At 37.1% G+C, this 15605-nt stretch carries 10 protein-coding genes; 5 read left to right on the top strand and 5 right to left on the bottom strand.

All coding sequences use genetic code 11. The annotated features are described in order from the left end of the window. Window positions 1-65: 65 nt before the first annotated feature. Complete coding sequence (locus VFM92_RS16345) at window positions 66-1256, bottom strand: ATP-binding protein (RefSeq protein WP_325123305.1); 1191 nt, start codon at window positions 1254-1256, stop codon at window positions 66-68. Window positions 1257-2023: 767 nt separating this feature from the next. Beyond that, the gene (locus VFM92_RS16340; protein WP_325123304.1) at window positions 2024-2548 is read right to left on the bottom strand and encodes a UpxY family transcription antiterminator; all 525 of its coding nucleotides are present in this window, start codon (window positions 2546-2548) and stop codon (window positions 2024-2026) included. A 258-nt stretch (window positions 2549-2806) separates the two neighbouring features. On the opposite strand from VFM92_RS16340, the gene VFM92_RS16335 reads away from it, so the two are divergent. Both VFM92_RS16335 and VFM92_RS16330 read left to right on the top strand, forming a co-directional pair. Then, window positions 2807-3913 (top strand): hypothetical protein, encoded by a 1107-nt coding sequence (locus tag VFM92_RS16335; protein WP_325123303.1) that lies wholly within the window; start codon window positions 2807-2809, stop codon window positions 3911-3913. Next, a complete protein-coding gene (locus VFM92_RS16330) occupies window positions 3897-4928 on the top strand; it encodes a hypothetical protein (RefSeq protein WP_325123302.1) in 1032 nt (343 codons plus the stop codon). Before VFM92_RS16335 ends, VFM92_RS16330 begins: the two co-directional genes overlap by 17 nt. Before the next feature lie 521 nt (window positions 4929-5449). On the opposite strand, the gene recG is transcribed toward VFM92_RS16330, so the two are convergent. The 3 genes from recG to cysS all read right to left on the bottom strand — a co-directional run bounded on the left by recG (window position 5450) and on the right by cysS (window position 10269). Further along, window positions 5450-7543 (bottom strand): ATP-dependent DNA helicase RecG, encoded by a 2094-nt coding sequence (gene recG / locus VFM92_RS16325; protein WP_325123301.1) that lies wholly within the window; start codon window positions 7541-7543, stop codon window positions 5450-5452. Between the two features lies 1 nt (window position 7544). After that, entirely contained in the window at window positions 7545-8126 is a 582-nt protein-coding gene (gldD, locus tag VFM92_RS16320) for a gliding motility lipoprotein GldD (protein ID WP_325123300.1), read from the bottom strand. Window positions 8127-8781: 655 nt separating this feature from the next. Further along, on the bottom strand, window positions 8782-10269 hold the full coding sequence (gene cysS, locus VFM92_RS16315; protein ID WP_325123299.1) for a cysteine--tRNA ligase: 1488 nt from the start codon (window positions 10267-10269) through the stop codon (window positions 8782-8784). Window positions 10270-10461: 192 nt separating this feature from the next. Here cysS and rimP point away from each other — a divergent pair, with 192 nt between their 5' ends. From rimP to infB, 3 genes are read left to right on the top strand one after another with little or no spacing between them, the layout of a single operon-like run. Next, window positions 10462-10935 carry a ribosome maturation factor RimP gene (gene rimP, locus VFM92_RS16310; RefSeq protein WP_325123298.1) on the top strand — a complete coding sequence of 158 codons (474 nt, stop codon included), beginning with the start codon at window positions 10462-10464 and terminating at the stop codon, window positions 10933-10935. 1 nt (window position 10936) lies between these two features. After that, on the top strand, window positions 10937-12178 hold the full coding sequence (nusA, locus tag VFM92_RS16305; RefSeq protein WP_325123297.1) for a transcription termination factor NusA: 1242 nt from the start codon (window positions 10937-10939) through the stop codon (window positions 12176-12178). Window positions 12179-12229: 51 nt separating this feature from the next. Then, on the top strand, window positions 12230-15265 hold the full coding sequence (gene infB / locus VFM92_RS16300; protein WP_325123296.1) for a translation initiation factor IF-2: 3036 nt from the start codon (window positions 12230-12232) through the stop codon (window positions 15263-15265). Window positions 15266-15605 lie beyond the last annotated feature (340 nt).

Here is a 15605-nt window from a genome sequence, read left to right as displayed (position 1 = left end):
GTTGCCTCAAGCCTTTGGCTTGTTTATATTTTTCAGCTTAGCCGAAATTGTTGAGTTTGTGATTACTAATATGTAAATCCAAAAAGCCACAGAGGGATTTTATTTCCAATTGCATATTCCATATCATCTGCTGCTATCCAGGCATTTTCAATATTTGCTATTTGTTTCTTTGTTTTATTTTTGCCACCTACCTCAAATGTTATAATATCATCAACTATAAAATCACCTGCTTCGGCATAACGAATTTTATGTTTCAATTTTAATTGGTTTACAAAGTAGGATTCTTTTAAACTTCCTTTGTTAATTTGGTCATTCAGCGCATAAGCTAAATTTGAATTATTGAGCAATATTTTCTCCGGTTTATTCAAAATACTAACCCCTCTTGCTTGGCTATAAACCAAACTAATTAAATCTGCTTTATCCAGTAATTGAAGATATTTGACAAGGGTATCTCTCGTAATCCCAATCTTTTCACTCAATTTTTTAATGTTTGGCTTAAAAGGAACCATAGATGCAATTTCAGCCATTAACTTTTTTATTAAATGTGTAGCATTTGCGTCAACTTGAAAATTATCTCTTATATCCAATTCCAAAACAGTGTTAATCACTTGTTGCAATCGCTTGTGAAAACTGTCTTTATCTTCTTTATAAAATGGATAATAGCCGTATTTTAAATAATCATTAAATGCCGGGAATATTTTAGTTTGCTCATTTACCACCTGGCTTATTTTTAAACTTTGAGTTAAGAGGTCGTCCAGCTTATAGGCAACTAGGTCATGATTATATTCAAAATTCAAATATTCACGGAAGGACATGCCGTTTAAATTGTAATATAATGCTCTGCGACTTAAATCTCCCTCTGATTTCAGCAATTCAATTGAAGAAGAACCGCTAACCACTAGTTGTAAATCCGGATAATTGTCATAAATATTCTTAATTTCTTTTGACCATCCCGGATATTTTTGTGCTTCATCAATAAATAGATATTTTCCTCCCTCCCTTATAAATTCTTCCGCAAAATCAATTAAACTGTTTTTGCTAAAATAAATATCATCTAAGCTAACATAAAGCGTTTCCTCATTAACTGGTAGATTTGCTTTTATGTATTGAAGTAAAATTGTGGTTTTCCCAACTCCTCGAGCTCCAGTGATAATGATTAAACGACTATTCCAGTTTATTTCATTCCATAAATACCGCTTAAAAGAGGTATCTACTCTTTGTATGTTCGCATAAAACCATTGTCGTAACCTATCCATAATGCCCTTTTAATAAGGCAATTTAATTTATTTTTTGCATTTTATAAAAGGCAGTATGGGATTCTCCCTGCTTTTTATGTCCGATGATGTAATGCTTGCCTAAGCCTTGTACGCTGATGGCGGTGTCTGTCATGTTTAGTTTTTTGTTAGGTTTTTTGACCTCGATTTTAGCGCTATACTACTAGTTTCCTCTAGGAACACCCCTGTAGTCCCCTCAAGGGGACAGTCGAACGGATTTATCGGAGTAGTATAAAGGCTCTATAAGACTATAAATATTTACTCAATCTAAAATAATTTTTGGTAAGCAAGTCACGCGTTTGGAAACGCGCGCCAGCGGAGATTATTAATTATCTACGGCTCCGCCCTTTCAGTCCCATTTTCTGGTACTTAGCAGGGCACGTGTTGTGAAACGCATGACAGCGGGAGATTGCTTCGTTCCTCGCAATGACGATATAAGCTATCGGTTTTGCGATTAGACGGTTGCATCCTTCAAACCGTTGGAAATAAGCACGCGTTACACTCGCACGCTCAATGTCGTTAAGTTAAGACAATCCTCCTTCTCCAAAAGGAGAAGGATAAAGGATGAGGTGGTAATAAAATCCTTAACTTAACGAAATTGCTTGCACGCTAGTAATCTATTGTCTAGGCTCTAGACTCTAATATCTAGGTTCTAGTTTCTAGGTTCTAATATCTAGGTTCTAATATCTAGGTTCTAATATCTAGTCTCTAATATCTAGTCTCTAATATCTAGGTTCTAACTTCTAGCCTCAAAAATGATACTTTCCACCTTTACCAGCCTCTTCCTTCCCTACTTTTTTCACCTTCGCCTTGCTTACTTCTGCTTTTAAGCTAAGGCCTAAACTTTCAATATATACAATTACTTTGTCTTTTTGCGTTTGAATTACTTTACCTTCTTGTCCTTTCATACCCCCGTGCTGTATTTGCACTTTATCACCTAAATTGAAGGCTTCTACACTTACTTCTTCATATTCCCCTAATAACTGCTGAATCGCATCAATTTCTTTAGTGCGAATTTTTGCATCAGCACCCAGGTGACGTACGAAATTAACCACTCCGGGAGTTTGCAAGATCTTTAAGCGTTCATTATCATCCTCAAATTTCACAAACACATAGGAGGGAAATACGGCCACAGTCACCTTTTTTTTGCGGTCAGACCACTGACGAAGCACTGTTTGGGTAGGGCAATAGACTTCAATTTGTTGTTCGGTAAGCCTATCCGCAACTTTCTTCTCCATTCGGGATTTTGTATAAATGGCAAACCAATATTCCATATTTTTATTCGATAATTAACAAAATTAAGGCTTCTAAGAGTTTATAAAAAATTATTTAATCTATTTCGATAAAGGAAAAATGATTGTAGTGAAGAGAACTTTTTTTGTGGTTGATAATTAGGTAATAACTTGAGTTTTTCATCTCATTATTGATCACTGAGCTAAAATCATCTTCTTTTCACTAATAGGTTATTATATAGGCGGTTAAACTTTCCTTTTATTAAGCAGTTTAAGAAACTTAATGATGATTAAAAAATTATGGAAAAGAAATTATTAACTCTGTTTTTAGGACTCTGTTTTACGTCAGCTTTATTTGCTGAAAACGCATTGAAGTCCGGTTTTGTAAAAGGTAACCCTGAGATTAAGTCCATCAATGCGTTGAGCTTTGGTCCGGAGGGTATTTTGTTTATTGGAGATAGTGAAAACGCCATGGTATTTGCGGTTGATACAGAAGACGAAATGGCTAATGCTGATAAAGCTGATTATGCTGTCGAGCGTTTCGATGAGAAAATTGCAGCCATGATGGGAATTACAGTAGATAATATTACGATTAATGACATTGCTGTCAACCCACTATCAAAGACAATTTATGTGGCTGTTACGCATTCAAATGGAACGCCAGCTTTATTAAAGTTATTGGATAATGAGAATATGGAACTAGTTGATTTGACGGATATTTCCTATTCAGCTCAGTCTTTGGACAAGGCCATTGCTGCTGATGCAAAGGACAGAAGAGGCCGCTCTATGAGAAACTGGGCCATTTCAGATTTGAATTATGCAAATGGAAAAGTGATGCTGACCGGACTATCAAACCAAGAACTTGGTTCAACTTTCCGCTCGATGCCATTTCCATTTAATAACGAACAAGAAATGTCTTCATTGGAAATTTACCATGCTGCCCATGGTCAATTCGAAACAGATTCTCCGGTAAAATCATTTACCACAGCACAAATGGACGGAACAGATTATATCGTTGCAAGCTATACTTGTACCCCTCTAGTGGTATTTCCTGCCTCCGATTTAAAGCCTGGCAAACATGTTAAAGGGAGAACTGTGGCAGAATTAGGAAATTGGAATACTCCTTTAGATATGATTGTGATGGAAAAAGAAAATGAATCATATTTATTAATGGCCAATTCATCGAGAGCGGTGATGAAAATAAAGATTTCTGACGTAGCCAATTTTAATGGTTCATTAACTGAGCCAGTGGAGGAAAGATCCGGAACAGCAGGGGTTGAGTTTATAGCTTTGCCTTTTGTTAATGTTCAACAACTTGAGCAGCTAGATGAAAAAAGATTTGTGATGTTGCAAAGAAAATCTGACGGAAACCTGACCTTATGGACTTCTAATGACAGGTGGTTATAAAACAATTATTTTCCTGTTCCTGAGTTTTTGGATTTACGAATCTAAAGCTCAGGAATATGATTTTTCCATTAACTGGGCAGGTGAAGAAGCCATTTCCCTTACGGTAAATACTCAAGAGTTTTCAGCTTTAAATGTAAGGCTGCAAGGTAAAAATCAAAAAATAACGGGTGCAGTTTCGGCTCATGAAAATACTCAATTCACCCCTTATTTTCCCTTTTCCATTGGAGCAACTTATGAAGTTTTTGATGGAGAAAAGTTATTATTTTCTTTCACTCCTCAGAAAGAATTAAAATCTCCAGAGGTAAAAAATGTGTTCCCCTTAGCAGATGAGTTACCTGAAAATTTTTTAAAATTTTACATCCGATTTGACCAGCCAATGGCTACTGGACATGTTTATGATTATTTGCAATTATTAAGCGATGCGAAAGAAATTGAAAATGCCTTAATCCCGCTTAAACCAGAACTATGGGATGCAAATAAACAATTGTTAACAGTATGGATTGATCCAGGCAGAATAAAAAGAGATCTTGGTCCCAATATAAAATACGGTGCTGTATTAGAAGCAGGTAATAGGTATCAATTAGTAGTGAGGAAAGGATTGAAAGCTGCTAATGGAGCCAATTTGGAAAAAAGCTTTCTGAAATCATTTAAAGTAATCCCCAGAGATGAAAAAATCCCTTCTCTTGATGATTGGTATTTGAAAACCCCTTCAAAGAATACGATAGATTCATTAAGTATCAAAACGCAGGAGGCTGTGGATTATACCAGTCATCTATTCATGACTATATACTGTGAGGGGCAACAATTTGAAGGAGAATTTATTTTTGTTTCAGATACTCAAATCAGTTTTGTGCCTGAAAAAGAATGGTCAGAAGGAGAATATAAGTTACGCGTAGCTTCCAAAGCAGAAGACTTGGCAGGCAATAATTTAAACAGACCTTTTGATTTAGACTTGCAAGAACAAGCCACAATTAGCGAGCAGGAATTTTATGAGATTTCATTTAAAATTTTATAAACTTTAGGTTGAAGTTTGGTTGGCAGCTAAGAACTTATTGAATTTTTCTCAGACGGTTATCAAAAGTCTACAATCCCGATCAAATTAATTTTGGTAGCGCAATTAATAGTTACCTGAGTTACCTATGGTCGATTAATAGAGGTACCGTTCCCGTGAAAAGCTGGGCAGGCTATGCCGGAAAATTAAGACTTAATTTTTCAAAAGTCTTAATTTATCCGGTATCTCCTTCCAAATGCTATCTTAAGATTTCGGACAATTTTGTTTTTTTTGAAAATGTAATCCCGTTACATCGGGACCGAAATGACGCATTGAAGATATTTTGCAGGGATGAAAAGTCGAACTCAGGTTAAGACGTCTAGATTCTAACATCCCACCAATTTCTAATTAAAAAATCACCAATTCACATTTTCAACTTGCTAGAAAGGAATAAGGATATACTTTTTATTTGTCTTGGTTCTAGACTCTAGGCTCTAGGCTCTAGGCTCTAGACTCTAGAAGAATCTTGACTCTATTCTTTTAAATCAAGATATCCTGCTCCAATTCACATTTTTCTTCTTTTGCTGCTCTACTTGTATTCGGATTAGCCTATTTTCTTCTGAGGTTAAATCGGGATCTTTAGAAATGACGGCTTGCGCACTTTCTCGGGCTATGGATAAAATCGGTTCATCTTCTCGTAAATCACCTATCATCAGGTCGAGCTGACCACTTTGCTGGGTGCCCATCATATCTCCTGGGCCTCTTAAATCCATGTCCACTTGTGCGATTTCAAATCCATCGGTAGTACGCACCATAGTATCCACCCGGGTTCTGGCTTCTTTGCTGAGTTTATAGCTGGTCACCAATACACAGTAAGATTGCTCCGCTCCTCTTCCCACTCGGCCTCTCAGCTGGTGCAATTGCGCCAAACCAAATCTTTCAGCATTTTCAATCACCATCACCGAAGCATTGGGAACATTTACGCCCACTTCAATTACCGTAGTCGCCACCATAATTTTGGTTTCTCCCTTCACAAATCTGGCCATTTCAAAATCCTTATCAGCAGCTTTCATTTTTCCATGCACGATGCTGATGGGAAATTCCGGAAATGCTCTTGAGACACTTTCATAGCCATCCATTAAATCTTTTAAATCCAATTTCTCGGATTCTTCGATCAACGGATATACCACATAAACCTGTCTGCCTTTTTCGATTTCTTTCCTGATGAAGCCGTTTAATTTTAAGCGATTAGCATCATATTGATGAATGGTTTTGATTTCTTTTCTTCCGGCCGGTAATTCATCGATGATGGAAATATCTAAATCTCCATAGACCGACATCGATAACGTTCTTGGAATAGGAGTAGCCGTCATAATCAGCACATGTGGCACAAAATTCTCATTCTTTTTCCAGAGACGAGCCCTTTGTGCTACGCCATAGCGATGCTGCTCATCCACTATGGCTAGACCTAAGTTTTCGAATTGCACGACTTCCTCAAGTAAAGCATGAGTACCCACTAAGATTTTAAGCTCCCCTGCTTTTAACTCTTCATGAATAATTCTTCTTGCTTTGGTTTTAGTAGAGCCCGTCAGCAATGCGATGCTTACGCCAATTTTATCTGCAAATTCTTTTAAGCCCTCATAATGTTGGTTGGCCAAAATTTGGGTAGGCGCCATTAGCGCGACTTGTGTTCCGCTATCAATCGCTATCAATGAAGCAATAAAAGCGACTATCGTTTTGCCACTTCCCACATCACCTTGTAAAAGGCGGTTCATTTGCTTTCCACTTTTAAAATCAGCGAAAATTTCCTTAATCACTTTCTTTTGAGCACCTGTCAGATCAAAAGGAAGATGTGTTTTGTAGAATTCGGTGAGTAGATCCGTTTTTTGGAGTACCTGGCCTTTAAATTTTTCTAGCCTGACTTTCTTCTGCATTAGCAGTCGGAGCTGCATAAAAAAGAACTCGTCAAATTTCATTCTGAAGCGCGCCTTCTGCAAAGTTTGCTGGTTTTTAGGCACGTGAATTTGCGCTACGGCATCTTTCTTGGCTAAAAATGCATATTGTTGGATAGTCTGCTGGGGAAGTGTTTCCGGTATCCGATTATAAGCCTCTTTTAAAAGGGTTTTTTGAAGCTTAAAAATAGCTTTGCTGTCCAGAAATTTTCTTCTTAAAGTTTCTGTAGTCGAATATACGGGCTGTAAAAATTCCTGCTGAGCAGCACTTGGCGCTAAAATTTCTATTTCGGGGTGTGCTATATTAAATTTGCTTCCAAAACGGTTAGGCTGGCCAAAAACCACATAATCTATTCCGCTTTTTAATTTAGGGCTAATCCAATTAATGCCTTTAAACCATACCAAATCTACTGTCCCGCTTTCATCAGCAAATTGTACCACCAGTCGTTGCTTTCTTCCGTCCCCAATCAGCTGTTTTGAACGGATTTGTCCTTTAATCTGGACATTCGACATTTGCTGATGTAGTTCTCTTATTTTGTAGAATTGGGTGCGGTCTTCATAGCGGAATGGATAATGCTGTAGTAAATCAGCATAAGTAAAAATATTTAATTCTTTATTCAGTAGGGCACCTTTCTGTGGTCCTACACCTTGTAAAAATTCTATAGGCGTTTTAAAAAAAGATGCCATTTTAATTCCACTCTAAAGTATTTAAACTATGGATAATGTCTTTTTTCACATATTCTATAATAGGAGCCAATGAGTCGTTTTCTGTAGCAGTTCTAAAATAGAGTGCCCCTCTTAAAAAATGGGTGGTAGAATCTGTAGTGTAAAACTGAAACTGGCTAGGCACATCTCCTTCTAATTCGGCTATAGATACTTTTTTACCTTTTGGGGTAAGCATAATAGTTTCCTGTATGGAGCTGGCTTTGATTTGATGCTTGGTGGTCAGTTTGTAAGAATCGTCAATATTTGTTCTCAAAGAATCGCGATTGTTGTGGAGAGGTTTATAGGAATAGTGAACTTCAGCCACAAAATCTGGGTAAAATAATGCAAACCAATAACGTTCTCTGATATAAGAAGAATCGGGTAAAATCTTAGCATGCGTAGAATATTCAAAGCTAAAAGGAAAGGAATCTGGCAATGCTTTATATTGATGATTAGGCAAATCTATTCTGTTAAAACCGGTAGGTTTCGGGTAATAATCTGATTCGCAAGCCATCAACAGTAGGAAAGCAATGATAAATAGACCAGAAATTTTAAATAAACTCATAGCACAAAGTTAAGAGGATCTGCTAATCAAGCTTAACAATCCTACTAATTTTTGAGGGGAAGAATTGAAAACTTTTAAATTTTGTCAGCCAGAGGCTGGGCAGTCTTCAACTGAGATCTGAAATTGAAAGGATATTATTAAAGCAATATTAAGCTCTTTCAGGACTTACTGGTGATTTCCATATGGAGGGTTGCTAAAATTTGACGAATTCCCTTAATTTGATACCAAGAAAAACTTAATATTTAAAGACATAGACCTAGTCCTGAACGGATTTCATATCCTAGCGTGGGGTGAAACCCTAGGCTGAAAAATTAAAATTTAACCAAGTCCTGAAAGGGCGAAATACTTGGAGAGACGTTGAATTAATATGACTCCTATCGCTAGCCTCCGGCTAGTGATGGGTACTTGTGCCTCCGGCAAGGAATGATGCCTTAATAATAATAGAATTATATACCTTAAATTGAAAAATGCCTGGGGCAAAAGTAATTTCCACTAGCGAGACGCTAGCGGAAGTTAATACAAATTCCCTTCTCCATTTAGGAGCAGGATTATGGATGAGACATAAAAAGCCTAACTAAACAAAATTGATATGCACTTACTTATTATCAGCCCTCAATTCTCTATTCACCTTTCTCCGTCCTCTAATCACTACCATCTATTCTTCATACCCCCAATCAACTCCTGTTTTCAAATCCTTAATAATCAATTTATTAGTCTTCAAAATTGCTCTGATTTCATCAACCTGATCGTAATTCTTTTCCGCTTTCGCTTTTTTATAAAATTCTATTAGCGCATTAACGATCGGGTCAACCTCAGTCGGTGTTTCCTCTTTCAAGCCTAAAACTTCCTCCATAAAAGTCTGATAAGTTTCGGATAGCATTTCAAAAGTATCCTGCCCTATTTCACTGAATTGTAATTGCCCTGTATGAAGGGAGTTGATTTTCTTCAATAATTCAAAAAGCTGCGCAATGGTTTTAGCCGTGTTAAAATCATCGTTCATGGATTTGTAGCAGGCATCACAAGCTTGTTCTATCTGGCTGATGGCGTTTTCATTTTTCTTGCCTTCATCTGTTTTGAAAGAGAGGCTTTTGATAATTTTCAGACCATTGGCTAGTCTTCTGTAGCCTTTTTGCGCTGCTTTCAAAGCCTCATTGCTAAAATCCAAAGTACTGGAATAATGCGTTTGCATCATAAAAAAGCGAACCGTCATAGGAGAATAACCCTGATCTAGCATATCATGATTTCCGCTGACTAATTGAGTAGGCAAGAAAGAATTTCCAAGAGATTTACTCATCTTTTGGCCATTTACCGTCAGCATATTGGTATGAATCCAATAATTAACGGGTGATTTTCCATTTGCACCTACTGCTTGAGCTATTTCACACTCATGGTGTGGGAATTTCAAATCCATTCCACCGCCATGAATATCAAAAGTATCTCCTAAATATTTGGTGCTCATAACCGTACATTCCAAATGCCAGCCCGGAAAGCCATCGCTCCAAGGAGAAGGCCAGCGCATGATATGTTCATCTGAAGCTTTTTTCCATAAGGCAAAATCTAGCGGATTCTTTTTGTCATCCTGACCATCTAACGTTCGGGTGTTGCTTTGCAGGTCTTCTATTTTCCTCCCACTTAATTTTCCGTACTCATGCGCTTCATTATATTTAGAGACATCAAAATAGATGGAGCCATTTTTTTCGTAAGCCCATCCATTTTCTAATAATTTCTTATTGATTTCGATTTGTTCTACTATATGTCCAGTTGCGGTTGGTTCGATGTCTGGCTCAAGTATGTTAAATAAATCCATCACTCTGTGGAAACCATTGGCATATCGCTGGACAATTTCCATGGGCTCAACATTTTCCAGCTTGGCTTTTTTGCCGATTTTATCTTCTCCATCATCGGCATCATCCACCAAATGACCAACATCCGTAATATTTCTTACGTACCGTACTTTATACCCGAGATGGCGCAAATAGCGATTAATGATATCAAAACTCATAAATGTTCTGACATTTCCCATATGGGCATCACTATAAACGGTTGGGCCACAAACATACATACCCACAAATGGTGGATTGATAGGTTTGAAGATTTCCTTCTGTCTTGTCAGCGAGTTTTGTATCTTTAATTCTTTGTCCATAAGGCAAAATTATAAATAAGATTCTCTTTTTAGGTACAAAATCATGATTGAATTTATACTTATATAGTAATAATATGTAAATCTGTTAGCCCGGACTATTTGTTTTGCTCAATTATTTACTCTAAATTTGCAACAAAGTTAGTAAAACAACATCATGAGGGGGCTTTTAAGTCCCCTCTTTTTTATCGTAGAATGATAGGTTTAGACGAAAAAATAAAGGCTTATTTAGGAGAGATTATCACAGAACCGCAATATTTTATTGTGGATATTGTAATTAGTGGAAACGATAAATTAAAAATTGTTGTACTACTTGATGGGGATGAAGGCGTGTCGATTGATTATTGCGCGAGCGTGAGTCGTCAATTAGCGCACCGAATGGAAGAAGATGGCGTATTAGAAAATGCCTATGTCTTAGAGGTATCTTCCCCAGGTTTGGATCATCCTCTAATTAATTTGAGGCAGTATTTAAAAAACATTGGCAGAAAAGTAAAAGTAGATACTAGAGATGGAAAAGCCATCCGAGGAGAACTTTTGGAAGCAAAAGAGGACTTTATTCTTGTTAATCAGGAAATAAAGGAAAAAGGAAAAAAGAAAATAAAGTTGGAAGAAACGAAGGTTTCTTTTGAAAATATAGACAAAACAAAAGTCTTAGTTTCATTTAAGTAACATGGACACATCAAATTTAATAGAATCGTTTGCCGATTTTGCAAGGCAAAAAAATATCGACCGTCCCACCATGATTCGTATCCTGGAGGATGTATTTAAAACTATGATTCGTAAAAAATACGAAACGGACGATAACTTTGATATTATTATTAACGCGGATAAGGGTGACCTTGAAATCTGGCGTTTTAGAGAAATTGTTGACGATAACTCTGAGGATATCTGGGATCATGATAAAATCAGCTTAACAGAAGCAAGAAAAATCGAGCCTGATTTTGAAATCGGTGAGGAAGTTGCTGAAGAAGTAGAGTTAGAGCACTTCGGAAGAAGAGCGGTGACTACTGCCCGGCAGACGCTTATTCAGAAGGTAAAAGACCTTGAGAAAGATATTTTATTCAATAAATACAGTGAACTTGTTGGTGAAATCATAGCAGGTGAAGTGTATCAAATCCTTAGCCGTGAAACTTTGTTAACCGATTCGGATGGTAATGAATTGGTATTGTTGAAATCAGAGCAAATCCCAAAAGACAGATTTAGAAAAGGAGATTCTGTTCGAGCAGTTGTCCACAGAGTGGAAATGCACAACGGAAACCCTAAAATCATACTTTCAAGAACTTCACCGGTCTTCTTAGAACGTTTATTCGAGCAAGAAGTACCAGAAGTTTATGATGAGTTAATCACAATGAAAAAAATTGTGAGAGAGCCGGGAGAAAGAGCTAAAGTGGCAGTTGAGTCTTATGACGATAGAATTGACCCAGTAGGTGCTTGTGTAGGAATGAAAGGTTCAAGAATTCACAGTATTGTAAGAGAACTGCAGAATGAAAACATTGATGTAATTAACTTTACAGAAAATATGGAGCTTTACATTCAGCGTGCTTTAAGCCCTGCAAAGTTAAGTTCTATGAAAATAGACGCAGAAAATAAGCGAGTTTCAGTATATTTGAAACCAGATCAAGTCTCTTTAGCAATCGGTAAAGGAGGTCAAAACATCAAGTTGGCTAGTAAATTAGTAGGAATGGAAATAGATGTATTCCGTGAATTAACTGATGCTGAGGAAGAAGATGTTTTGATTGATGAGTTCAATGACGTACTAGAAGACTGGGTTATAGTAGAATTGAAAAAAGTTGGGCTTGACACTGCCAAGAGAGTGTTGGAATTAGGAAAAGAAGAGTTGGTTAGAATGACCGATTTAGAAGAAGAAACAATAGACGAGATATTTAAAATATTTAGTCAAGAATTTGAGTAAGGATTTTTAGTACTCAGGTTCAATAATTTTTTAGCAGAATACAAAGCATTTATGTCAGAAGAAAAAATGATGCGACTCAACCTTGCGGCCAGAAAATTGAATGTAGGATTATCTACAATCACAGACTTTCTGGGCAAAAAAGGTTATGAGGTGGATAGTAAACCAAACTCAAAAATCACAGAAGAGCAATTTGGAATGCTCGCCAAAGAGTTCGCGTCCTCAGCACAAGAGAAAGAGGAGGCATCCAGTCTGTCTATTGGTAAGAAGCATAATAGCAATGTAGTTGTCGATTCAGACACTGACCGCGATGATAATGATGACGAAGAAAAAGTCTTGATTAAAAATGCAGGTGAAGGGAAAGAAAAGTCTACTCAACCAGTGCAGAAATCTGCCGAACAACCTTCTGCTAAAAAGGAAGAAAAGAAAGATGATGATGTTTATAAATCGGAAAGTCCAAAATTATCCGGACCAAAGGTTTTAGGAAAAATTGATTTAGAGGAAAATAGAAGAGGAAAATCTCAGCAAACTGCAAAGCCAGCCGAAGAACCTAAGAAAGAACAAGCGCCTGTTGCGGAAAAGAAAGCACCCGAAGAAGCACCAAAAGGAAAAGTAGAAGAGCAGAAAAAAGCGGAAACTACTAAAGAAGAGCCGAAAACAGAAGACAAAAAAGCAGAGCCTACCAAGCAGGAAGATTCACCTAAAGCTGCACAGCCAAAAGAAGAATCGAAGAAAGAAGAGCCTAAGAAAGTAGAACAGCCAAAAGCTGAAACTCCTAAAGAGGAGGCTCCAAAATCTGAAAAGAAAGCTGAGGATAAACCAACAGAAAAATTACCTCTAACCCAAGAACAACCACAAGAATCCACTATTTCTGCAAAAGCAGATTCATTAAAAGGACTTACCGTTCTGGGTAAAATTGAACTTCCAAAAGAGAAAGAAAGAAAAGGCAAAAAAGGCGTTAAGCCCGTTGCTTCTTCAGATGATAAAAAAGAAGCAAGAAGAGGTAAAAGACCAAGAAAAAGAATTGCTTCCAATAATAAACCTCAGGATGCAAGGCCTAGTAGTGGAGCCCCAGGACAGGGTGCAAATAGAGGTACTGGTTCAGGTCCTGGTCAAAATAGAGCCGGAGGAAGCGATAGAAATAGAGGAAGAAAAGGCAGAGTAGAAAAGGCGGAGCCTACAGAAAAGGAAATTCAAGAACAGATTAAACAGACGATGGCTCGTTTAAGTGGTAAATCACCGGGAGCCAGCGGTAATCGTTCAAAATACAGAAAAGAAAAGCGTCAAACTCAAGCTGATAAAAGAGAGGGTGATCTTCAGCAACAAGAATCGGAATCCAAATTACTTAAAACGACAGAGTTTATTTCTGCTAATGACTTAGCATCTTTAATGGATGTCAGTGTAAACGATGTCATAGCAAAATGTATGAATTTAGGAATTTTTGCATCCATCAATCAGCGATTAGATGCAGAAACCATCACGATCATTGCGGATGAATTCGGTTATGATGTGAAATTCACAGAGGCAGATGATGAAACGGAAGTAATTGAAGAGCAGGATAATCCAGAGGATTTGAAAGATAGAGCGCCTATCGTTACTATTATGGGTCACGTTGATCATGGTAAGACTTCATTACTAGATTTTATTCGTGAATCAAAAGTAACTGCAGGTGAGGCAGGTGGTATTACGCAGCACATTGGTGCTTATGATGTAATGACTGAATCAGGCAAAAAAGTTGCATTCTTGGATACTCCAGGTCACGAGGCTTTTACGGCCATGCGTGCTAGGGGTGCTAAAATTACCGATGTTGCCATTATTGTAGTGGCTGCGGATGATGCAGTAATGCCTCAAACCAAAGAAGCAATTAACCACGCTCAAGTAGCGGGTGTTCCTATGGTAATTGCTATTAATAAAGTGGATAAGCCAAATGCTAATCCTGAAAAAATTAAAGAGCAATTAGCCAATATCAATATTTTAGTTGAGGATTGGGGAGGTAAATATCAGTGTCAGGAAGTATCTGCAAAAACAGGTCAAGGCATTGAAGACTTATTAGAAAAGGTATTGCTTGAAGCAGAAGTATTAGAGCTTAAGGCTAATGCAAATAAATCGGCAGTGGGGACTGTGGTAGAAGCAGAATTAGATAAAGGTAGAGGTTATTTATCAACTATCATGATTCAGGCAGGAACGCTAAGAGTTGGAGATGTAGTGTTAGCAGGTGCCCATTACGGTAAGGTGAAGGCCATGTTCGACCATACAGGACAGAAACTAAAAGAAGCAGGTCCTTCTACTCCAGTATTGATGTTAGGTTTGGACGGAGCACCTCAGGCAGGTGATCGTTTTAATGTAATGGAAACCGACCGAGAAGCGAGAGATATTGCGAATAAACGGGAGCAAATTCAGCGTGAGCAGACGATGCGAACTAAGAAGCATATTACGTTGGATGAAATTGGCCGTAGATTGGCAATTGGTTCATTTAAAGAACTTAATGTTATTGTAAAAGGTGATGTGGATGGTTCTATTGAAGCTTTATCTGATTCATTATTGAAATTATCAACTGAAGAGATTCAGATTAATATTATTCATAAAGCCGTTGGACCAATTTCAGAGTCTGATGTATTATTAGCTTCGGCTTCCGATGCCATTATTTTAGGTTTCCAGGTTAGGCCATCACAAAATGCTCGTAAAATTGCTGAAAATGAAGAAATAGAAATTAGATTATATTCTATTATTTATGATGCAATCAATGAGTTGAAGGATGCCATGGAAGGTATGTTGGCACCAACTACTGAAGAGTTTATCACAGGAAACATTGAAGTTCGTGAGATTTTCAAGATTTCTAAAATCGGTACTGTAGCAGGTTGTATGGTGACAGATGGTTACGTTAAAAGAAACAATAAAATCAGGTTGATTAGAGAAGGTATTGTGAAATACGAAGGAGAAATCGACCAATTGAAACGTTTCAAAGATGACGTACAAGAAGTGAAGAAAGGTTATGAATGTGGTATCAGTATTAAAGGATACAATGACATAGTAGAAGGTGATGTCATTGAAGGGTTTGAAGAAAGAGAAGTAAAAAGAACTTTGAAATAAACTCAGAGTTTTAACATAAAATGGAAAGCCGATTAGATGAAAATTTAATCGGCTTTTTTGTTTAAAATTGGTTTACCCATTTTAATGATTAACTTACTACATATCAAAAATAGTATTGCTTTACTAGCTTTGCTGCAATTCTTAATAAGAAAATAGAACCAAATCAACCAAATGAAAATTTATCCATTCATTACTCTACTTAGTCGACCCTTAAAAACTATTTAATACATTGATTATCAATTATTTAATTAATAAAAAGCTTTGATTTTTTTGCAAGTTTTCGTATTTTCCTGACAGAAACCTTGCAAATATTGATGCATGAAACCCATTAAAAAAGCTC

Source organism: Marivirga sp. (assembly GCF_035704835.1).
Classification (GTDB): domain Bacteria; phylum Bacteroidota; class Bacteroidia; order Cytophagales; family Cyclobacteriaceae; genus Marivirga.
Note: the sequence above shows the minus strand (reverse complement) of the source record. Positions and strands in the feature narration are given on the sequence as shown.